This is a genomic window from Streptomyces sp. NPDC127108 (assembly GCF_042677545.1).
Lineage (GTDB): Bacteria > Actinomycetota > Actinomycetes > Streptomycetales > Streptomycetaceae > Streptomyces.
In genome coordinates this window covers 11,207-31,953 of sequence record NZ_JBHXTE010000052.1, presented here as the reverse complement: position 1 = coordinate 31,953, position 20,747 = coordinate 11,207, and the positions used below count along the sequence as shown (strand labels likewise).

Annotated in this window: 16 protein-coding genes; 5 read left to right on the top strand and 11 right to left on the bottom strand. The window is 72.1% G+C overall.

Features of this window, described 5'->3' with window-relative positions; genetic code table 11:
- Positions 1-376: 376 nt before the first annotated feature.
- The 6 genes from ACFVHO_RS33840 to ACFVHO_RS33815 form a co-directional block, all read right to left on the bottom strand.
- Positions 377-1,276, bottom strand: coding sequence for a S1 family peptidase (locus tag ACFVHO_RS33840; RefSeq protein WP_385723238.1), 900 nt, complete (start codon positions 1,274-1,276; stop codon positions 377-379).
- Positions 1,277-1,527: 251 nt separating this feature from the next.
- A complete protein-coding gene (locus ACFVHO_RS33835) occupies positions 1,528-2,322 on the bottom strand; it encodes a DUF1684 domain-containing protein (RefSeq protein ID WP_385723236.1) in 795 nt (264 codons plus the stop codon).
- Positions 2,323-2,327: 5 nt separating this feature from the next.
- The gene (locus tag ACFVHO_RS33830) at positions 2,328-3,683 is read right to left on the bottom strand and encodes an NtaA/DmoA family FMN-dependent monooxygenase (RefSeq protein ID WP_385723234.1); all 1,356 of its coding nucleotides are present in this window, start codon (positions 3,681-3,683) and stop codon (positions 2,328-2,330) included.
- The gene (locus ACFVHO_RS33825) at positions 3,680-4,762 is read right to left on the bottom strand and encodes an LLM class flavin-dependent oxidoreductase (RefSeq protein WP_385723232.1); all 1,083 of its coding nucleotides are present in this window, start codon (positions 4,760-4,762) and stop codon (positions 3,680-3,682) included. The genes ACFVHO_RS33830 and ACFVHO_RS33825 overlap by 4 nt, the downstream gene beginning before the upstream one ends.
- 121 nt (positions 4,763-4,883) lie before the next feature.
- On the bottom strand, positions 4,884-6,692 hold the full coding sequence (locus tag ACFVHO_RS33820) for an FAD/NAD(P)-binding protein (RefSeq protein ID WP_385723229.1): 1,809 nt from the start codon (positions 6,690-6,692) through the stop codon (positions 4,884-4,886).
- Positions 6,689-7,552: an amino acid ABC transporter permease gene (locus ACFVHO_RS33815; RefSeq protein ID WP_385723227.1), complete on the bottom strand. Its 864-nt coding sequence runs from the start codon at positions 7,550-7,552 to the stop codon at positions 6,689-6,691. Before ACFVHO_RS33815 ends, ACFVHO_RS33820 begins: the two co-directional genes overlap by 4 nt.
- Before the next feature lie 530 nt (positions 7,553-8,082).
- Here ACFVHO_RS33815 and ACFVHO_RS33810 point away from each other — a divergent pair.
- Entirely contained in the window at positions 8,083-9,042 is a 960-nt protein-coding gene (locus tag ACFVHO_RS33810) for an ABC transporter substrate-binding protein (RefSeq protein WP_385723224.1), read from the top strand.
- A gap of 101 nt (positions 9,043-9,143) precedes the next feature.
- Here the strand turns inward: ACFVHO_RS33810 and ACFVHO_RS33805 are convergent, their stop codons facing one another.
- Positions 9,144-10,394, bottom strand: coding sequence for a DUF5685 family protein (locus ACFVHO_RS33805; RefSeq protein WP_385723221.1), 1,251 nt, complete (start codon positions 10,392-10,394; stop codon positions 9,144-9,146).
- 322 nt (positions 10,395-10,716) lie between these two features.
- On the opposite strand from ACFVHO_RS33805, the gene ACFVHO_RS33800 reads away from it, so the two are divergent.
- Positions 10,717-11,163 carry a cell division protein SepF gene (locus tag ACFVHO_RS33800; protein WP_380852295.1) on the top strand — a complete coding sequence of 149 codons (447 nt, stop codon included), beginning with the start codon at positions 10,717-10,719 and terminating at the stop codon, positions 11,161-11,163.
- 49 nt (positions 11,164-11,212) lie between these two features.
- Here ACFVHO_RS33800 and ACFVHO_RS33795 read toward each other — a convergent pair whose 3' ends face one another.
- Together ACFVHO_RS33795 and ACFVHO_RS33790 are read right to left on the bottom strand one after the other, a co-directional pair.
- Entirely contained in the window at positions 11,213-12,409 is a 1,197-nt protein-coding gene (locus ACFVHO_RS33795) for an acyl-CoA dehydrogenase family protein (protein WP_385723218.1), read from the bottom strand.
- A 424-nt stretch (positions 12,410-12,833) separates the two neighbouring features.
- Positions 12,834-14,453: an MFS transporter gene (locus ACFVHO_RS33790; protein WP_385723216.1), complete on the bottom strand. Its 1,620-nt coding sequence runs from the start codon at positions 14,451-14,453 to the stop codon at positions 12,834-12,836.
- 260 nt (positions 14,454-14,713) lie between these two features.
- Between ACFVHO_RS33790 and ACFVHO_RS33785 the strand changes: the two genes are divergently transcribed.
- On the top strand, positions 14,714-15,889 hold the full coding sequence (locus ACFVHO_RS33785; RefSeq protein ID WP_385723213.1) for a glycosyltransferase family 39 protein: 1,176 nt from the start codon (positions 14,714-14,716) through the stop codon (positions 15,887-15,889).
- A gap of 305 nt (positions 15,890-16,194) precedes the next feature.
- Positions 16,195-17,211, top strand: a complete 1,017-nt coding sequence (locus ACFVHO_RS33780) for a phosphatase PAP2 family protein (RefSeq protein WP_385723210.1) — start codon at positions 16,195-16,197, stop codon at positions 17,209-17,211.
- A 115-nt stretch (positions 17,212-17,326) separates the two neighbouring features.
- Here the strand turns inward: ACFVHO_RS33780 and ACFVHO_RS33775 are convergent, their stop codons facing one another.
- A complete protein-coding gene (locus ACFVHO_RS33775; protein ID WP_385723208.1) occupies positions 17,327-17,542 on the bottom strand; it encodes an I78 family peptidase inhibitor in 216 nt (71 codons plus the stop codon).
- 526 nt (positions 17,543-18,068) lie between these two features.
- Here ACFVHO_RS33775 and ctaD point away from each other — a divergent pair.
- Positions 18,069-19,757 (top strand): cytochrome c oxidase subunit I, encoded by a 1,689-nt coding sequence (gene ctaD, locus ACFVHO_RS33770; protein WP_385723206.1) that lies wholly within the window; start codon positions 18,069-18,071, stop codon positions 19,755-19,757.
- Here the strand turns inward: ctaD and ACFVHO_RS33765 are convergent.
- Positions 19,642-20,697, bottom strand: a complete 1,056-nt coding sequence (locus ACFVHO_RS33765) for a helix-turn-helix transcriptional regulator (RefSeq protein WP_385723203.1) — start codon at positions 20,695-20,697, stop codon at positions 19,642-19,644. The two genes, ctaD and ACFVHO_RS33765, sit on opposite strands and share 116 nt — an antisense overlap.
- Positions 20,698-20,747 lie beyond the last annotated feature (50 nt).

Below are 20,747 nucleotides of genomic sequence, written 5' to 3'. Positions count from 1 at the left end.
CGCTCCGGTGTGGGGACCTCGGCGGCCGAGAGGCGTACGCGCATGGCGGGCTGACGATGGGAAAGCCGCGTCCATGCCAATAGGACGCGGCCCACTATTCCCAGCGCACGAGGTCGCACACAAGGTCTACTTCAGGACGCGCGCCCGACAACACACCTTCGGCCAGGACCTGTTGACCGACCGCGGTCTCACCACGTCGGTTCCCGCTGCAAACACCGCGTGCGAGCGGTGGTCGGCAGTGGGTGAGGACTAGTCCTGTCCGGTTCTCGACGCTCGATGGCCGTGCGCGGACGGCGCGGGACAGCGCGGAGCCCCCGCCCGGCAAGGGGGCGGGGGCTCAAGTGGACGCTGACCGTCCGGAGTACGGAGGTGGGCGTCAGTACACGCTCACGTTGTACGCGCGCAGGGCCTCGGTGACCGGCTGGAAGAACGTCGTACCGCCGGAGGAGCAGTTGCCGCTGCCGCCGGAGGTCAGGCCGAGCGCCGTGGAACCGGAGTAGAGCGGGCCGCCGCTGTCGCCGGGCTCGGCGCAGACGGTCGTCCTGATCATGCCGTACACGACGTCGCCGTTGCCGTAGTTCACCGTGGCGTTCAGGCCCGTGACGCGGCCCGAGTGGGTGCCGGTGGTGGAGCCGCGACGCGTCACGCTCTGGTTGACGGTCGGGTCGGCGGCGCGGGTGATGTCCTGGCTGCCCACGGTGCCGGACTTGGTGATCGAGTTGTTCGTGTACCTGACGATGCCGTAGTCGTTCGTCGGGAAGCTGGAGCCGTGCGTGGTGCCGAGCACGGTGGTCTTCGCCGAGTTGGCCCACCAGGTGCCCGCGCCGTCGGTGCAGTGCCCGGCGGTCAGGAAGTAGTAGGTGCTGCCGCTGCGGACGTTGAAGCCGAGCGAGCAGCGCCAGCTGGTGGCGTACGTGGCGTCGCCGCCGGAGATGTACTTCTGGAACTTGCCGGGCGTCCGCTCGATCTTCAGGGCGCCGGCCTTGTCGCCCGCCGCCTGCTTCAGCTGGGCGATCTCGGCCTTGGAGACCGTGCTGTCGGCGGTGACCACGACCTTCTTGGTCTTGGGGTCGACGTTCCAGGCGGTGCCCGCGACGTCCGCCTCCAGGACGGCGTCACTGGCGGCCGTCAGGTCGGAGGCGCTGTAGCTGCGGGCCTCGTCGGCGCTGGCGGCGGGGACGGCGAGCGCGGCCGCGGCCACGAGCCCGGTCGCGACGGCGACCGTGCGGGAGTGTCTCGCTATACCGCTGCGGGGGGTGGTGCGCTTGATCCTCACTGCTGGTTCCTCCCGAGGGAAGTCAGGGGGCCCATGTGGGTTGGGGGCCCGTGAGGCGCGGTCGAAGGACCGGTGGATTCCGGTTACACCGTGTCCCTGACAAGCGCTGCTCGGGAGTATTGGGTCCGCCGTGACACCGCACAAGGGGTGCCTTTCAGCCGGGGCGGCCGATACACGACGACCGGCCCCGGCGGTGTCGCGGCTGCGGCACGCCACCGGGGCTCTGGGTCATCGGCGTCCTGTCAGACGTATCAGCGGCGGGAAAGGTTCCGTTCCCCGGCGGGGATCTCGGCGGTGAGGGTGTTGCCGGGCGGCGGGAAGGGGCAGATGAAGTGGTCGGCGAAGGCGCACGGCGGCAGCAGCGACCGGTTGAAGTCGACGCTCGTACGGCCCTGTTCGTCGGGCGCGGCGGGCCGCAGGAAGCGGAAGCGGTAGCTGGACACACCGCTGGTGCCGTCCGCGAACACCGCCCACAACGAGCCGTCGCCCTCGACGCTCACCTGCAGCGTGTGCTCCTGCCCGGCCAGCGTGAAGGCCAGTTCACCGCCGAGCCCGAGCCCCCGCTCCACGCCGTCCGCGTTCCCGACCCGCACGGTGCGGTCCTGCTCGTAGGGCGTGAAGCGGCCCTCGACCGCGAAGCCCGGGTCGTACGCGCTCACGTCGATGCCGGTGAAGGCGCCCCGCGCGGCCGCGTCCGGGTCGAAGTCGCGCACCGCCCACAGTCCTTCGCGGCGCAGCACCACCAGGCGCCGTTCGCCGAGCGCGAGCCGGGCCGCGGTGACGGGCCCCGCGTCGGGCGTGAGCCGGGCCGTGCCGGTGAGGGGCTGCCCGTCGAGGGAGATGCCGTCGTCGGCCGTCGCGGTCAGGACGAGTTCGTCGCCGTCGTCCGACCACTGCCCGGGCAGGCCCGGCAGCGTGCCGCCGGGGTGGTCGGCGAGCCAGTGCGTGCCGGTGAGGGCGAGGGGGCCGTAGGGCGCGGAGACCGTGGCCGTGCGCAGCTCGTGCCACTCCTTGAAGTCCCGCAGCGTGTCTTCAGTCGTGCTCATGATGATCAACCCTTCCATTCGGGCTCGGGCAGCCCGAGGTGTGAGCGCAGCGTCGCGCCCCGGTATTCCGTGCGGTACGCGCCGCGCTCCTGGAGCAGCGGCACCACTCGTTCGACGAACTCGTCGAGCCCGCCCGGCGTCAGGTGGGGCACGAGGATGAAGCCGTCGGCCGCGTCCGCCCTGACGAACTCCTCCAGTTGCTCGGCGACGGCGGCGGGCGTGCCGATGAAGGACTGCCGGGACGTCGTCTCGATGACGGTCTGGTGGATGGACAGGCCCTTGGCCTCGGACAGGGCCCGCCACTTCGCGGCGACGGCTAGGGGATCGCCGACCTTCACCCGGCCCTGCACGAGCGTCGATTCCGGGTCCGGGTCGATGGCGGGCAGCGGCCCGTCGGGGTCGTACGCGGACAGGTCGACGCCCCACACCTGCTCCAGGGCCAGGATCGCGTTCTGCGGCGACACCTGCTGGCGGCGGATCTCGATGGCGCGTTCCTGGGCCTCGGCCGCGGTGTCCCCGAGGACGAAGGTGACGCCGGGCATGATCTTCAGGTCGTCCGGCGCGCGCCCGTACGCCGCGAGCCGCCCCTTCACGTCGGCGTAGAAGGCGCGGCCCGCCTCCAGGGTGCCGTGCCGGGTGAAGACGACGTCGGCGGAGGAAGCGGCGAACTCCCGGCCCTCGGGCGAGTCCCCGGCCTGGATCACGACGGGGTGGCCCTGCGGCGGGCGCGGCAGGCCGAACTCCCCGGCGATGTCGAAGTGCCGCCCGCGGTGCGCGAACGGCCGTGGCTCGCCACCGGACCCGTCGGCCCCGTCGGGGGTCCAGGAGTCCCACAGCTCCCGTGCCGTCGCGACGAACTCGGCGGCGCGGGTGTAGCGGTCGGCGCGGTCGAGGAAGCCGCCGCGGCGGAAGTTCTCGCCGGTGAAGGCGTCCGAGGAGGTGACGACGTTCCAGGCGGCGCGGCCGCCGCTCAGATGGTCCAGGGAGGCGAGGCGCCGGGCCAGTTCGTAGGGCTCGTTGAAGGTGGCGTTGACGGTGGCGGCGAGGCCGAGGCGTTCGGTGACGGCGGCGAGCGCGGCGAGGACGGTGAGGGACTCGGGCCGCCCGACCACGTCCAGGTCGTGCACGCGCCCCTTGTGCTCGCGCAGCCGCAGCCCCTCCGCCAGGAAGAAGAAGTCGAAGAGCCCGCGTTCGGCGGTGCGCGCGAGATGCTCGAACGACGAGAACTCGATCTGTGACCGGGAGCGGGGGTCTGCCCACACGGTGGTGTTGTTGACGCCGGGGAAGTGGGCGGCGAGGTGGATCTGTTTCGGTGTCGTACGAGGTGTGTGGCGCTGTTCCGGTGTCGTACGAGGCGTCATGACGGGTCCCCCGCGAGTGCGGCGTGGCGGTTGGCGGGCCGGGCGAGGCCCAGGTGCTCCCGGAGCGTGGCGCCCGGGTAGAACGTGCGGAACACGCCGCGGTGCTGGAGCAGCGACACGGTGCCGTTGACCAGGCGCTCCAGGTCGCGGCGCGGCTCGACCGGGGTGAGGTGGAAGCCGTCGACGGCGCCCGCCCCGTGCCAGCCGGCGATGAGGTCGGCGAGGTCGACGGGGCCGCCGCGGTACAGCGGGCCCCCGGCGGTGGGCAGCGGACCGCCGCCGTGCCCGGGCTGCGCCGCGTGCTCGCCGCCGCCGAGGTCGACGACCAGCGCGGCGAGCACCCGCAACTGCCCGGGTTCCCGGCCGAGTTCGGCGGCGCGCCGGTGCAGCTCGGCGCGGGCGGCGCCCGCCTGCTCGGGGCTCGCGGCCCGCACCAGGGCGACGTCCGCGTGCCGGGCGGCCGTCTCGCGGGCGTGGCCGGTGGTCGCGTCGACGACGACCACCGGGTTCCCCTGCGGCGGCCGCGGCACGATCGAGGGGCCGCGCACGGAGAAGGTGCCGCCCTCGAAGTCGACGTAGTGCAGCTTGTCCCGGTCGATGAAGCGTCCGGTCGCCACGTCCCGGATCTCGGCGTCGTCCTCCCAGCTGTCCCACAACCGCCGTGCCACGTCCGCGACTTCGCCCGCCTCCCGCCACAGCGCCTCCGCGGGCGCGGCCCGGCGCCGCCCGAAGAGCCGTGCCTCGGCCTCGGTGACGGACACGTCGACGGCCCAGCCGGCCCGGCCGTGGCTCACCCAGTCGAGGGTGGCCACGGCGGCCTGCACGTGGAAGGGCTCGGTGTGCGTGGTCGTCACGGTCGGCACCAGGCCGACGCGGCCGGTGGCCGGGGCGATCCGGGAGAGCACGGCGAGCGCGTCGGGCCCGTGCTCGGCGAAGGAGTCCCCGAGGGTGACGAAGTCGAGGGCGCCGCGCTCGGCGAGCAGCGCGAGCTCGGTGTACGGGGCGGCGGCGTAGGCACCGGGTTGGTCGATGGCGGCGGCGAGGTGCAGGGGGCCGCGGCACGCGGCTGATGCGGTCATGAGGAGCGAACCTCTCTCGACGAGTACCGGCCGGAAGGGGGCCGGTGACACGGACAGGCACGGACAGGCACGTGCAGGCACAGGCAGGTGCGGTCCGGTACGGGGGCGGCCGCGGGGCCGCTCATCGCGCCGGGTCCGTGAGGAAGGTGAGGACGGCGCGCGCGGTGGCGTCGTTCTGCCGGAACGAGGGGCTGTTGGTGCGGGGCCTGGTGAAGGCGCCCGCGCCCCGGGCGTCGGTGTGCGGGCCGAGCGCGAAGCGGCGCGGGTGGGGGGTGCCGGAGCGGTCGCGGACGCGGCCGTCGGCGGGGTCGACGGCGAGGAGTCCGTCGGGGGTCTCGGCGACGCCCTCCTCGTGCAGGGCGCGCAGGAGGGGGTCGCGGGTGCGGGCGAGCGTCGGCTGCGGCAGCCTTGCCTCGACCAGGGCGCGGGCCGTCACACTCGCCCCGGGCACGGTCGCCCCGCGCGCCCGGAACGCTCCCCCGCTCGCCGCCACCGTCATCCCCGCGCCGAGGAACCGCACCACCCCCGCCCGCGAGAGCGCGAGCAGTTGCCGCAGCCTCGGCCCGGGCGGCCCGGAGGCGAGGTAGCTGAAGTAGCCGTGCCACCAGTGCCCGATGTCGCCGAGCCGCACCAACTGCCCGTACACGGAGAGCAGTCCGAGGAAGACGGCCAGGTCGGGGCTGTGCGCGGGGTCGTGGCGGCGGGCGAGGTCGGCGGTGATGTAGGCCCTGATGCCGTCCTGGAGTCCGTCGTACGAGGTGTGGCGGACGCCGTCCAGGGGGTGGTCGATGGCGCGCAGGTCGAGGCGGTCGGCCGGGTCGGGCACGGCGGCGGAGACGAGGGCGGCCAGCTCGGGGCTGCCGGGCGGGCAGACCGCGTACTTCTCGTCGAAGTCCGGCCAGGCCATGGTGGTGCGCTCGGCGTGGGCGGTGAACAGGCGGTGGTAGTGGGCGAAGCCCAGTTCCTTCTCGATCAGCGGCCACACGTCGCGGGCGAAGTCGTAGCCGTCGGGGCGCGCCAGGAGTTCGTCGATCTGCGCCGGGCCCAAGTAGCGCGGCAGTGGCGGCCGTTCGCCGTCGTCCCAGGTGTAGCCGAGCTTGGCGTGGTAGGGCACACCGCGCCGTGACCCGACGTACAGGACGGGCTCGCGCCCCGACGGCACATAGGTGTCGCCCTCGTACCGGCCGCCGCGCCCCTCGGTCAGGAGCACCATCAGGTCGACGAAGGCCAGGCCGAAGCCCCGGACCAGGACGGGCTCGCCCGCTTCGAGGGTGCTCAGGTCGGTGTCGGCGGTGAAGTCGGGCGGCAGGTGGACCAGGCCGTGGCGGCGGGCGTAGCGGGCGAGGCGCTGCTGTTCGTGGTCGAGGTCGGCGTCGAGGTGGCCCTGGGCGAGGATGACCAGGTCGGCGGGCAGGGGGTGGTCGGTGCCTTCGAGCCACACCTGTTGGCGGCCGTCCGCCGGGCCGGTCAGGCGCAGGGCGCGGCGGGCGTGGTGGTGGACGGTGACGCCGGGCGGCAGGGCGGCCACCGCCTTCTCGTACACCCAGCGCAGATAGGCGCCCTGGGTGCGGCGGTCGGCGAAGACCTGTCCGTCGGCGCCCGCCCACTCGTCCAGGGCGGGTCCCGGGAGCACGGGTCCGGCTGTCTCCACCGTGTCGTCGGTGAACATCGTGACGTCCTCGGCGTGCGAGTTCATCCAGAGGAGCGGCGACTGCTCGGCGCGCCAGATCCGGCCGGGTCCCGGCGGGTAGGGGTCGACGAGGTGGATGTCCAGGCGCGAACTCCCGTACAGCTCGGGCGCGTTGGCGGCGATGCGCTCGATGATGCCGGTGGCGCGGGGGCCCGCGCCGACGATGACGAGGGCGGGGACCCCGGCCGACGGAGCCTCAGCGGCATCAGACGGAACCGCCGCACCGTCACCGGGGTTCATCGGGCCCGCTCCGAGCCGCGCGCGTAGTGCCGCTCCACGTAGTACTGGCCGACGCTGAGCAGCGAGGTCACGACGACGTACCAGAGCGTGGCGACGAGGAGCAGCGGGATGACCTGGTAGGTGCGGTGGTAGACCAGTTGCACGGAGTAGAGCAGGTCCTGCACGGCGATGACGCTGACGATCGAGGTGCCCTTGAGGGTGCCGATCAGCATGTTCCCCGCCGGGGGCACGATGGAGCGCATGGCCTGCGGGAGCACGACGCGCCGGAACCGCCGCCAACGCCCGAGCCCGAGCGAATGCGCGGCCTCCACCTGGCCCCGGTCCACGGAGAGGATGCCGCCGCGCACGACCTCGGCGGCGTACGCGGCCTCGTGCAGGGTGAGCCCGATGACGGCGATGGTGACGGGCCCGAGGAGATCCACGGTCTTGACGCCGAACAGCGTCGGGTAGAGCGCGCCGATGTTGAACCAGAACAGCAGCTGCACCAGGATCGGCATCGACCGGAAGAACCAGACGTAGCCCCAACTGACCGATCTCAGCACGGGGTTGCCGGAGAGACGGCCGAGGGCCAGCAGGGTGCCGAGCGCGAAGCCGAGCGCCATCACCACCCCGGTCAGCCACAGCGTGAGCCAGAGTCCGCGCAGCACGGACGCGGAGGTGAAGTAGTCGCCGACGACGTCCCACTGGAAGGCGTCATTGCGGGCGACGGACTGGGCTACGAGCGCGAGGGCGACGAGGACGAGGGCGGCGGCGATCCACTGGCCGACGCGGGGCCGGGCCACGACGGGCAGGTCGGCGGGGTCGTCCGTGGGCGGGTCCGGCGGGCGGACGTCGACTTTGGCGAGGGTGTCGGATGACATGCGAAGGCTCCGTCAGGACGGGTGGCGCCTTCACATGGGCCGCGCGGACCGAGCCCCTCAGCACGGGTCCGCCTCTTGAGACTACGGGGCACTTCGCACGTGTTGTCAAGGCTGTCCAGAAGCAGCACGGCAGGCTGTCCAGAATATGAGCCGTACGTCTCAGGGCAGTTGACGCAGAAACGGATGCCTGTTCCACTTGGGCTCATGCATCCACAGCAGTGGCTGGTCAAGCGCTCCCACATCGACTTCGGTCGCGTGTGGTCCGCGGCGTGTTGATGCACGCCTGAGCCGACCTGTCACACCCGCGCATCCGGGCCTTTTCACCGCGTATGTCACCCTGCGCGGCACCCATGCGTTCCATCATGCGGACAGTCGTCTCACCTTCTCCGAACTCTTGCGCGCCCACGCGCCGTTGCCCTGCCTTCACATGCGTACGCCTACGCAGCCCCCTCCCCTCGCACGACCACCGCCGCACCCCGCTCTGCCCTGCCCCGGGCAGCGCCGCACCGGAGCCCGGAGACCACCACGCCATGCGCACACCCCTGCCCTCCCGCCGCCTCACCACGGCCTTCGCCCTGCTCACCGCCGCCACCCTGACGCTCACGGCGTGCGGCTCCGGCGATGCCACGAACGACGCGGGCGGCGCCGCGCCCGCGGGCAAGAGCGGCAAGCTACCGACGACGGACGTGGTGTCGTCCATCGCCAAGGACGACAAGGCGGCCCGGCTGCTCCCGGCGGACGTGCGCGCCCGCGGCACCCTCAGGATCGCCACCAGCGTCGGCGGCACCCCGCCCGGCTCGGCCTATCTGCCGGACGGCAAGACCGTCGTGGGCCAGGACATCGACTTCGCGAACGCCGTCGCCAAGGTCCTCGGCCTCGGCCTGAAACGCGAGACCGCGAGCTTCGAGGCGATCCTGCCGTCCCTGGACAGCGGCAAGTACGACCTGGGCACGGGCAACTTCGGCGTCACCGACGAGCGCCGCAGGACCATCGACTTCGTCACGTACATCAACGACGGCCAGGGCTTCGCCGTCCGCGAGGACAGCAAGCTGAAGAAGATCACGGACTTCGCGCAGCTGTGCGGCCTGAACGTGGCGACCGGCGCGGGCACCACCTTCGAGGTGACCCTGGAGGACAACAAGCACGTGTGCGCCGACGCGGGCAAGAAGCCGTACAGCGTGAAGACCTACGCCGAACCCGGCGCGATCTGGCCCTCGCTCCAGCAGGGCCGCAGCGATGTGGTGATGTCCACGATCAACGGCCTGCGGTACGCGGTGAAGCAGCAGGAGGGCCTGAGGTTCCTGGGCGAGTTCCACCGCCTGGACGTGGGCTTCGCCTTCAAGAAGGGCACGAAGCTGGCGCCCGCGTTCCAGGCCGCGGTCAATCGGCTCATCGAGGACGGGACGTACGACCGCATCCTGAAGAAGTGGGGCACACGGGCCTCGGCGATCGACGAGTCCCGGATCTCACCGCCGGAGATCAAGGACTGACGGCACGTCACCGGCGGGCGGCCCGCACCGGTCCGCCCGCCGAAAAGCCTGCCGGAAAGCCCGCCGGGATGCCCGCCGGACCCACCCGGGCAGGCCCCGCCTCAGTCACAGCACGAGCAGCAGTCACAGCAATCGCAGTCGCAGTCCCGGCAGGCGCCCTCGCGCTTCTTGCGGGACCACGGGCCCTCGTACTCCTTGGCACAGCACAGCTGGCAGGTGCAGCACAGCCCGATCGCGACCGCGCACCCGGCCCAGAACCCGCGCCGCGGCTTCGGCGGCTCACCGCCGGACCAGTCGCCGCTCCCGCCGTAATTGCCGCCTCCGTAGTCCCCGCCGCCGTACGCGTCGCCCCCGTAGTTCCCGGCCCCATAGGCGGACCCGTCCCCGTAGGAACCCGAGCCGCCGGACCCGTACGGCCCTGATCCGTACGACCCGTCACGGGCCGTCACCTCGTGCGCGGACGCCCCGCGCACCTCGTGCGGCGGGTGCCCGCACGAGGTGGTCCCGAACGCCCGGGCCACCGAGCGCTCGAGCTCGTGCACGAGCAGGAAGTGGGCGAGCTTGGCGTCGGTGAACCGCACCTCGGCGAGGGCGAGCCGGATGCCGTGCAGCGCGTCGTCGGCGAGCCGCCGCGCCTCGGCGCGGGAGGTGCCGAGGGCCGTGATCGGGTTCCAGGCGCCCGCCTCGGCGTCCGGCACCCGGTCCTCCACGGCGTCGAGGAGGTGCGCGAGCCTCCCGAAAAGACGGCCCGCCTCGGCCAGCGGCTCCGCGTTGCCCGGGCGTCCGGCGAGGACGGCGGTGTGCGCGAAGGCGGCGGCGGTCGCGGTCTCGGTCGGCTCGGTGACCGTGAGCAGGGAGGTGCCGGGGCCCGCCAAGGCCTCGATGCCCTCCTGCCGTTCGACGGCGTCGAGCAGGACCGCCGTGTCGAAGCCCACGTCGGCGCCGGTGCTCGCGCCCGCGCGGCCCCACTTGCCGGCGACGCGCCGGGCGGCCGCGGCCACCGGCCTGCGCGCCAACAGGCCGTCGCCGTCGACGACGTGGTCGCGGACCTTCGCGGAGGCGAGCACGAGCGAGACGGCCGCGGCGAGCCGCGCGCCCTCGCCCTGGGCGACCGAGGCGGTGCGCATGCCGCGCAGCGGACAGGGGCCCGCGGTGCGCCGCCAGCCGGAGGCCCGCTCGGCCTGAGCCTCCGTCAGAACCGAGATGATGAGCCCGTCGTAGTTGGTCACGACGCGCGCGAACTGCCCGTGGTCACCGCGCAGCGCGAGACACAACCCGCACAGATGCGCCATCCACTGGGTCTTCAGCCCCTCCCCGAGACGGTGACTGCAGGGCCTGACGATTCCGAACAAGGCGACTCCCCCGTGAGCCCGATGAGTCCGATCGATCCGCTGGGTGCGCGAACTCCGGCATCGTATCGACCCGTCCGCTCACCTGTCCGTTCACCCGTACGCACCGTCCGTCACCCATACGCCGCGAAGAATCATATTTCACTCACTGTCAGCAGCCGTACACGGCAAGACCCTTGAAGAATCACGCGCGTCGCCGTATTGACTGTGTGCCAGTACCGTCACGAAAACCCCGCGCGGCGACTATCCCCTTGGCGCACCATCCGCATCATGGACGACCATAGGGATGCGGAACGCAAGCAGACCGCTGCGAGAGGAGGCGTCCATGGGATCGGTGCGCAAGGCGAGTGCCTGGCTTGGCCTCGTCGACGACAACAACGACGAGCGTTACTACGACGGATACGAAGACGACGGGGCCGACGGCCCCGAGGCGGCCGAGGCCTGGGTCACGGACCCGCGGGTCAAGGTCGCGTCGGACGTGGCCGAGGACAAGGGCCACAGGATCGGCACGGTCACGCCGGACAGCTTCCGCGACGCCCGCGCCATCGGTGAGATGTTCCGGGACGGCGTGCCCGTCATCGTGAACCTCACGTCGATGGAGCCCGGCGACGCCAAGCGCGTCGTCGACTTCGCGGCCGGGCTCATCTTCGGCCTGCGCGGCTCCATCGACCGGGTCGCGCACCGGGTGTTCCTGCTGACCCCCGCCAACACGGAGATCGTCAGCGGCGAGGCCACGGCCCAGCGGACCGACGGCTTCTTCAACCAGAGCTGAGGCAAGGCCGCTCGCCGTGCCCGTGCCCCGCCGCCGCGCGCCCGCGCGCTCAGCGGAAGGCGTCGAGCCCGGTGAGCGCCTTGCCGAGGACCAGCTGATGCATCTCGACGGTGCCCTCGTAGGTGAGCACCGACTCGAGGTTCGTGGCGTGCCGCATCACGGGGTACTCGAGCGAGATGCCGTTGGCGCCGAGGATCGTGCGCGACGTGCGGCAGATCTCGATCGCCTCTCGTACGTTGTTGAGCTTGCCGAAGCTGACCTGCTCGGGCCGCAGCCGCCCGGCGTCCATGCGGCGCCCGAGGTGGTGCGCGAGCAGGATGCCCTTGTGCAGCTCGACCGCCATGTCGGCGAGCTTCGCCTGAGTGAGCTGGAAGCCGCCGATCGGCCTGCCGAACTGCTCCCGGGTCCTTGAGTACGCGACGGCCGCGTCGAAGCAGGACCGTGCCGCGCCCATCGCGCCCCAGACGATGCCGTAGCGCGCGTGCGACAGACAGCTGAGCGGGCCCTTCAGGCCGGTGACGCCGGGCAGCACCGCGTCGGCGGGCAGCCGCACCTCGTCCAGGACCAGCTCGCTGGTGACGCTGGCCCGCAGCGACCACTTGTGCTTGATCTCCGGCGCGGAGAAGCCCGGGCTGTCCGTGGGGACGGCGAAGCCCCTGATCCCGTCGTCGGTCTGCGCCCAGACCACGGCGACGCCCGCGACCGAGCCGTTCGTGATCCACATCTTGCGTCCGGTCAGGACCCAGTCCGTCCCGTCCCGCTTCGCGTACGTCCGCATGGCCGCCGGGTCCGAGCCGTGGTCCGGCTCGGTGAGGCCGAAGCAGCCGATGATCTCGCCCGCAGCCATCCCCGGCAGCCAGCGCTCCTTCTGCTCCTCCGAGCCGAACCGGTGGATCGCGTACATCGCGAGCGACCCCTGCACCGACACCAGCGACCTGATCCCGGAGTCGGCCGCCTCCAGCTCCAGGCAGGCGAGGCCGTACTGCACGGCGCTCGCGCCCGCGCAGCCGTAGCCCGTCAGCGACATGCCGAGCGCCCCGATCGACCCCAGCTCCCGGGCCAGCTCCCGTACTCCGGGCAGCTCGCCGCTCTCGTACCACTCCGCGATGTGCGGCAGCACGCGGTCCGTCGCCCAGGACCTGACGGTGTCCCGCACCGCCAGGTCCTCCGGGTCCAGGAGGTCGTCCAGGCCCAGGGGGTCGGTCGGGTCGAAGGGGGGCAGGTTGCTGCTGCTTGCGGGCGACATCGCGGGGCCTCCGGCGGGCTCTTAACTAGCGCTGGTAGTCACATGCGGCTCGGGTCGACGCTACGGCGCGGCATCCCTCACGTCCAGAGTGGGCCTGGGGCCTCGCGGTGCGCCCCAGTCCCGCCCCTTCTCCGAAACCGGGGCTCCGCCCCTGGACCCCAGGGGGTGGGGGTCCCGGGCGGGTGGGACAGACCCCCGCCGGATCGGCGCTTCGCGCCTCGTCCTCAATCTCCCCCAAGCTCTTAAGGAGCAGGGGGGACCCCCACGACGGGCTGAGATGTTGCCGGGGCGGGCTGGGAATGTGCGGGTGAACTTCAGCCCCTGCGGCAAGTAATTTCAGCCCCTCCGGCGTTTGAGGAGCGGGGTCTGGGGCGGAGCCCCAGTTTCGGGAAAGGGGCGGGACTGGGGCGCCCCCGCGAGGGCCTCAGCGCAAGGACTCCGCCGGAACCCCCGCGCCCTCGCGAGGAACAGGTATCCCCGGCTCGACCTCCCCGGCAGGGCCCCCGCACTCCATGACCCGAGGCAACCGCAGAGCCGCGAGGGCCCCGAGGAGCAACAGCCCCGCGCTGACGAGCAGAGTCACATGCAGCCCGTGCACGAAGGAGTCCCGGGCGGCCGCCCGCAGGGCCTCGCCCTGCGCCCCGCCGAGCCGATCGGCGACGTCGTAGGCCTCACCGAGCGAGTGCCCGGCGGCGGCACTGTCGGCGGCGGGCACCCCGCGCACGGAGGAGAGACCGGGCGCGTACGCGGCGTTCATGACGCTGCCGAGCAGCGCGATGCCGATTCCGGCGCCGAGCTGATAGGAGGTCTCGCCGATGGCGGCGGCCCCGCCGGCCTGGGTCTGGGGCGCTTCACTGAGCATGGATTCGTAGGCGCCGAAGAGCGTGGTCTCCAGGCCGAAGCCGAGCAGGACGAAGCCGGTGAGGAGCAGCGGGGCGTTGTCGTCGGTGCCCATGGCGGTGAGGGCGGCGACGGCGAGGGCGGTGAGCCCGAAGCCGGAGGCGACCATGGCGCGGGGCCCGAAGCGCTGGAGCATGCGGGATCCGGCGAGGCCGGCGGCCATGGCGGCGATGGTGAGGGGGAGGAGGCGGAGGCCGGTCTCCAGGGGGGAGAGGCCGAGGACGAGCTGGAGGTACTGGGCGGCGATGAGTTCCAGGCCGACGAGGGCGAGCATCGCGAGGACGATGCACCCCACGGACGTGCTGAACGCGGGCCGGGTGAACATGGCGAGGTCGACGAGCGGATGGCGTCGGCGCCGCTGTCGGCGGACGAAGGCGATCAGGAGCCCGCCGCCCACGAGGAGCGAGAGCAGCGTGGTGGCGCCGAAGGGCGACTCCCCGCCGCCGAGCCGCTTGACGCCGAGCACGAGGCCGAAGAGGCCCCCGGCGGCCATGAGGGCGCCGACGACGTCCCAGGGCCCGTTGTGGGCGCCGGTCGACTCGGGCAGGAGCCAGCGTCCGACGGGCAGGCTGACGAGCATCAGCGGGATGTTGATGAGGAAGACCGAGCCCCACCAGAAGTGTTCGAGGAGGAAGCCGCCGAGGAGCGGTCCGCAGGCGGCGCCCACGGCGGCGACGGCGCTCCAGATGCCGATCGCGAGGGCGCGCTCGCGCCGGTCGGGGAAGACCTGGCGCAGGATCGAGAGCGTCGCGGGCATGATCATCGCGCCGCCGACGCCGAGCAGCGCGCGGGCCGCGATCAGGACGTGCGGGGTGTCGGCGAGGGCGGCGACGGCGGAGGCCACGCCGAACAGGCCGTAGCCGAGGAGGAGGACGCGTCTGCGGCCGACGCGGTCGCCGAGGGTGCCGAAGAGGATCAGCAGCGAGGCGCAGACCAGCGGATAGATGTCGACGATCCACAGGAGCTCGATCGCGCCGGGCTTGAGGTCCTCGGTGACGGCGGGCACGGCGACGTGCAGGACGGTGGCGTCGACGGCGACAAGGAGCAGGCTGACGCAGAGGACGACGAGCACGACCCAGCGGTTGGCGCCCTCGCCGGGGGGCCGACGGCCGGATGGAGCGGCGGCCGTGGTCGTCCCGGACATGTGCGTACCTCCCAGTGATTCCTCGCGAGTGCGGCCAGTGGGGGGGCCGGCGGGACCCTACGGGATCCGGTCGTCCGGCTGTGGCGGCTGTGAACGGCGAGTGGCCGTCAGCGTACGCGAGTCCCCGGCCGGCTCGCGTGGCGGACCTCTCATGGTTGCCGCGCGGGGGTGTGGTGTGCGCCACGTTCGCCCGTGCCGGTGATGTTCGGCTGCCCTCGTGCCGTCACGAGCATTCGGGTGGGGAGCCGATAATCGAGCCCGTGACCGATCTTGATCAGCGCCCCGCCACGGGGCACCGGACCGCCGCCGCGCTGCGCCGGGCGGCGCCCGCGCTCTTTGTGTACGCCGGGGTGCGCGCGCTGGGGCTCGCGGTGCTCGCCGTGTGGGGTGCCGCGGCGGGCAAGAGTCCGCACACCTTGCTCTCCGCCCGCTGGGACTCGCTCTGGTACACCCGCGTCGCCGACTTCGGCTACGGCTGGGAGGTGCGGCTGCCGGACGGCAGTGTGCACTCGAACCTGGCGTTCTTCCCGCTGCTGCCGTGGCTGGAGCGGGCCGGGTCGGTGTTCGGCCTGTCGTACGCGGACGCGGGTCTGGTGGTGAGCGCGCTCGCCTCGCTGTGCGCGGCGGGCGGGATCTTCGCGGTCGCGGAGCATGTGTACGGCCGCCGGGCCGGGGTGTGCGCGGTCGCGCTGTGGGCGGTGCTCCCGGTCGGCATCGTGCAGTCGATGGCGTACAGCGAGTCGCTGTTCACCGCGCTCGCGGCCTGGGCGCTGTACGCGGTCCTGACCGGGCGCTGGGTGACGGCGGGGCTGCTCGCCTCGCTGGCCGGGCTCACCCGGCCGGTGGGCGCCGCGGTGGTCGCCGCGGTGTGGGTGGCGGCGGCCCTGGCGGCGTACGGCAGGAAGCGGGCCGGTGAGCGGCCGCTGGTGGTCGGGCGGGACTGGCGGGTGCTGCTCGGCGTGCTCCTGGCGCCGCTCGGGGCCGCGGGCTATGTGCTGTGGGTGGGGCACCGCACGGGCGACGGCCTGTTCGGCTACCTCGACGTCCAGAAGCAGTGGGGCAACGGCTTCGACGGCGGCTACGCCTTCGCGCGCTTCATCGGCGAGAAGTTCACGTCCCCGGCGGGGGCGCTCGCGGGGATCGGTCTGATCGTCGGCGTCGCCGGTCTCGTCTGGCTGTACGTCAAGGGGGTGCGGCAGCACCAGCCGCCCGCGCTGCTGGTCTACTGCGGGATCGTCGTCGTGCTCGCGCTGTGCGCGTCCGGCTACTTCGGCTCCAAACCGCGCCTGCTGATGCCCGCCTTCCCGCTGCTCCTGCCGCTCGCGGTGGCGCTCGCGCGGCTGCGTACGAGCCGGGCGGCCCTGGTCGTGGGCGGGGTGGCCGTGGTCGGCGCGGTGTACGGGGCCTTCTGGCTGCACGGCTCGGGGCCACCGTGAGCCCGTCCCGGGGCCGTCCGGCCCTCCGCTTCCCGCCAAGATCACCCGTTCAAGATCGTTACCGGACACGGGCGGTGAGCGGCCGGTGAGCGGACGGAGAATTCCGCACCAGGTCCCGGTGAACTAATTCATAAGGCGCCTAAAACCGCGAGCGTAATGATCAACGGATTGGGTAAAGCAGGCATCATTGAATAGGGATTCCGGCCGGAATAAACCGGAGCCTGAGATCAATGCCACATCACATCGTCATCACAAACGCTCTGATTCGACCTAGTAGGGCACTCACTCGCTGTAACGTCGATTGGGTGCGTACCGAACGAAACCTGACCCGTCTGGACCGGCTGTTCGCCCGGCTAGACCGTGAGCCGGAACGACCGGCCCACCTCGATGAGCCGCGGATGAGCCCGCATCGGGTCGTGCTCTTCAGCGCGACGCTGGCCTTCTACGTGGCCATCGTCGTCGCCGTCGTGGCCACCTCCTGGCTCGTGCGGTTCGACTGGCAGGTCATGTTCTTCCGGCCCTACCAGCAGTGGCCCGAGATCCACGGCTTCCTCGACTACTGGGTGGTCCTCGGCCAGCGCGGCCCGACCGCCGTGATGGTCGCGGCCTGGCTGGGCTGGCGCTCCTGGCGGCAGCACACGCTGCGCCCGCTGCTGATGTTCGGCGCGGCCCTGCTCCTGCTCAACGCCACGGTGGGCGCCGCCAAGATCGGCATGGGCCGCCTCGGCCCGCACTACGCCACCGTCATCGGCTCGAACGAGATGTGGCAGGGCGGCGATATATTTCCTTCGGGCCACACCGCCAACGCCGTCGTGACCTGGGGAATCCTGGCCTATCTCGCCTCCACCCCGCGCACCCGCCGCTATCTTTCGGCGCTCTCCGCCGTGGTCTCCCTCAGCGTCGGCCTGACCACCGTCTACCTGGGTACGCACTGGCTCAGCGACGTCCTGCTCGGCTGGGCCGCCGGCCTGCTGATCCTGCTCGCGCTGCCCTGGGTCGAGCCGCTCATCACCCGCGTCGAGGCCTGGATCCTCGGCATCCGGGACGCCTGGGCGCGCCGCGGCGGCCGCCCCGCCACGTCCCCGGTGCCCGCCCCGGCCCTGGTCCCGCAGCGCACCGCCGGCAGCCCCGGCACCCCCGGCGACGAGCAGCCCGTCCGCGAGCCCGTCGCGACGGCCCGCCCCCGCACCCCCGCCTACCTCGCCCCGGGCCCGCACACCGCCCGCTGCGAGCGCACGCCGGTCACCCCGCAGGGCCCCCGCCGGCCGCCGCACCCCGAGCGGGTGCGCGGCACCTCGGCGCGGCCCCTCGCGGGCGGCTGAGCGCCCCACGACCGCGGGAACGGTACGCACAGCTGGATCCCGCACGGCGAAGGCCCCGGACACCGTTCAGGCGTCCGGGGCCTTCGCACATCCCGCCCGGGGGCGTCCGGGCGGCTCAGCCCTTCCAGCAGCGCGTCACCGCACCGTCCGCGACCTCGAAGTTCAGCCGCCCCGCGAGGTACTCCATGGTGATGAAGGTGCCCGGCGGCAGCGACCTGACGGTGGACCAGCCACGGGCGCGGGCCCGGCGCTCGGCGTCCTCGGCGGCGAGGCCGACGTAGGAGTCCGGGCTGTCCTGGGGCTCGGGGGCGGGTGTCGGTATGGGTGCCATGACCGTCACGTTAGGCGGCCGCCGCGCCACGGGGAAGTCCGGTAGCCGTGCACCATGCGTCACCGGTGCCCCTCCGGTCACGCTTCTGTCACAGGATCACGACGCGCGTTTCGCCCGGACTTCGTCACACGTACGAGCGGTTCGTTGCTCCCGAGGCTCGAATTCGACGTGAACTCCGGGCCGCCCGGGAGCTCCTGAAGAGTTGGCGGGAAAACCTCTCGGAACGCTGTCGGAAGATCCTTCCTGATGGCTGGCAATGCCTCCGGAAATCCTTTACCGATCCTCCGCATTTCCGATTACCGGGCGCTTCCGGTGAGGTGACGCGGCATGAGGAATTCATGCTTCCAGGCCTCCCGTACGGGCGGCGGTCGGAGTGCGTCCACCGCCGGAACGCGCTACGCGGGCCGCCGGAAGGAGAGCCGCTCCCGGCCGGAACGCGGGACGCCCCCTGTCGGATCCAGGTGCGCGGCGACATCATGTCGTGTGCTTCGAGCAAGCCCGGGACGCGACAGCGAAGGGGCAAGCGATGGGGACGCAGACGGTGCGGGCGCAGGCGGGGCCGGCGCGGGAGCGGACGCCGGGGCGGATCGTCGTCGACTGGCTGACCACCACCGACCACAAGAAGATCGGGCACCTCTACCTGATCACGTCGTTCGCGTTCTTCCTGATCGCGGGCCTCATGGCCCTGATGATGCGGGCCGAACTCGCCCGTCCCGGCCTGCAGCTGATGTCCAACGAAGAGTTCAACCAGATGTTCACCATGCACGGCACGATCATGCTGCTGCTCTTCGCGACGCCGACGTTCGCGGGCTTCGCCAACGAGATCATGCCGCTGCAGATTGGCTCGCCCGACGTGGCCTTCCCGCGCCTGAACATGCTGTCGTACTGGCTGTTCCTCTTCGGCGGCCTGATGGTGCTCGGCTCGCTGCTCGTGCCGGGCGGCCCCGCCGCCTTCGGCTGGTTCGCGTACGCGCCCCTGAACAGCCTGGAGCGCTCCCCCGGCATCGGCGCCGATCTGTGGATCATGGGGCTCGCGCTGTCCGGCTTCGGCACGATCCTCGGCGCGGTGAACTTCCTGACCACCATCATCGGCATGCGCGCGCCCGGGATGACGATGTTCCGGATGCCCATCTTCACCTGGAACGTCCTGTTCACATCGATCCTGGTCCTGCTCGCGTTCCCGGTGCTCGCGGCCGCCCTGCTCGTCCTGGAGGCCGACCGGCGCTTCCACTCCGTCGTCTTCGACGCCCAGTTCGGGGGTGCGCTGCTGTGGCAGCACCTCTTCTGGTTCTTCGGGCATCCGGAGGTCTACATCATCGCGCTGCCGTTCTTCGGCATCATCACGGAGATCATCCCCGTGTTCAGCAGGAAGCCGGTGTTCGGCTACGTCCCGCTGGTCGGCGCGACGATGGCCATCACCGGGCTCTCGGTGGTCGTGTGGGCGCACCACATGTTCGCCACGGGCGCGGTGCTGCTTCCGTTCTTCTCGTTCATGTCGTTCCTGATCGCGGTGCCGACCGGGGTGAAGTTCTTCAACTGGACGGGGACGATGCTGAAGGGGTCCCTGTCGTTCGAGACACCGATGCTGTGGTCGGTCGGGTTCCTGGTGTCGTTCCTGTTCGGCGGTCTGACGGGCGTCATCCTCGCCTCGCCGCCGCTGGACTTCCACGTCACCGACTCGTACTTCGTCGTGGCGCACTTCCACTACGTGGTCTTCGGCACCGTCGCGTTCGCGACCTTCGCGGGCTTCTACTTCTGGTGGCCAAAACTCACCGGCAAGATGCTCGACGAGCGGCTCGGGAAGATCCACTTCTGGACGCTGTTCGTGGGCTTCCACACGACGTTCCTCGTGCAGCACTGGCTGGGCGCGGAGGGCATGCCCCGGCGGTACGCGGACTACCTGGCGGCCGACGGCTTCACGGTGCTCAACACGGTGTCGTCCATCGGCGCCTTCCTGCTCGGCCTGTCCACGCTGCCGTTCCTCTACAACCTCTGGAAGACCGCCAAGTACGGCGAGAAGGTCGAGGTCGACGACCCCTGGGGGTTCGGCCGCTCCCTGGAGTGGGCGACCTCCTGCCCGCCGCCGCGGCACAACTTCGTCACGCTCCCCCGGATCCGCTCGGAGTCCCCGGCGTTCGATCTGCACCATCCCGAGTACGCGGCGCTGCGGGCGCCGGACGACCAGACCGATCACCCCGGTCCAGGGCCCGGCTGAGCCGGTCCCTGACCGACCGGATCCGCTCGCTGAGCCCCTCGGGTTCGAGCACCTCGAACTCGAAGCCCAGGAACATCAGATGGAAGACCATGAACTCCGGGCTGCCCGCCCCGGTCCGCAGCAGGCAGGTGTCGTCCGTCTCGGCCTCAAGGGTGCCGTCGGACGGGGTCACCCGCTGGGCCGCCTCGTCCAGGGGCACGAGGAGGCGGACGGTGGCCTGCGCCGCGTAGGCGCGCGTGGAGACGCCGCGGGAGACGTACGCGGCGAGGTCGGCGGCGGGCGGGGTGCGGGGCTCGCAGCGCGGGCCGTGCGGGGGCTTGGGGGTGATGCGGTCCACGCGGAACGTGCGCCAGTCGGCGCGGTCCAGGTCCCAGGCGACGAGGTACCAGCGGCGCTCGGTGCACACCAGGCGGTGCGGCTCCACGACGCGGCGGCTGGAACTGCCGCCGTGGTCGCGGTAGTCGAACCGCAGCCGCTCCGAGTCCCGGCAGACGGCGGCCAGTTCGGTCAGGACCGAGGGGTCGACGGCCTGGGAGCGCGCGGTGTGCAGCATCGGCACGGTGAAGGCGTTGAGCGCGCCGACGCGGCGCCGCAGCCGCCCCGGCAGGACCTGTTCGAGCTTGCCGAGGGCGCGTACGGAACTCTCCCCGATGCCCTCGATGCCCTGCCCCGCGGCCGTGCGGAGCCCCACCGCCACGGCGACCGCCTCGTCGTCGTCCAGGAGCAGCGGCGGCAGCTCGGCGCCCGCCCCCAGCTGGTAGCCGCCGCCCGTGCCAGGGCTCGCGTTGACGGGGTAGCCCAGCTCCCGGAGCCGGTCCACGTCCCGCCGCACGGTGCGCGGGGTGACGCCGAGCCGGTCGGCGAGGTCGGCGCCGGACCACTCGCGGTGGGCCTGCAGCAACGAGAGCAGCCTGAGCAGTCTGGCGGAGGTCTCCAACATGTCGCCCACTATGGGGGCTGCGCCCCCTCTCCCCCGCATCGGCCCTTCGG